We start from the raw sequence: 297 nt of genomic DNA, 5'->3' as shown, positions 1-297 counted from the left end.
TCTCGCGTCCGCGCCTCCTTCGCGGTCGAGCTGCCCCTCCAAGCCTTCTTCGAGACGCCGACTGTCGAGGCCTTGGCTCGCCGCATCGACACGCTCCTGCCCACCGCGTCCCGTGCGACGCCCCAGACGACGACCGTCACGCCGTCCGCACGCAGCACTGCGATCCCGCTCTCCTTCGCGCAGCAGCGTCTCTGGATCATCGATCAACTGGAGCCCGAGACTCCCGCGTACAACATCCCGTCCGCGTTGCACCTGCATGGCCGCGTGGACGTGGAGTCCTTGCGGCTCGCGTTCGAG

General features: G+C 68.4%; 1 protein-coding gene. It reads left to right on the top strand.

From position 1 onward, the window contains the following. A partial coding sequence (locus JGU66_36335) for a hypothetical protein (GenBank protein MBJ6766245.1) occupies positions 1-297 on the top strand: 297 nt, incomplete at both ends.

This window comes from Myxococcaceae bacterium JPH2 (assembly GCA_016458225.1).
Classification (GTDB): domain Bacteria; phylum Myxococcota; class Myxococcia; order Myxococcales; family Myxococcaceae; genus Citreicoccus.
This window is presented reverse-complemented; position numbering and strand designations above follow the sequence as displayed.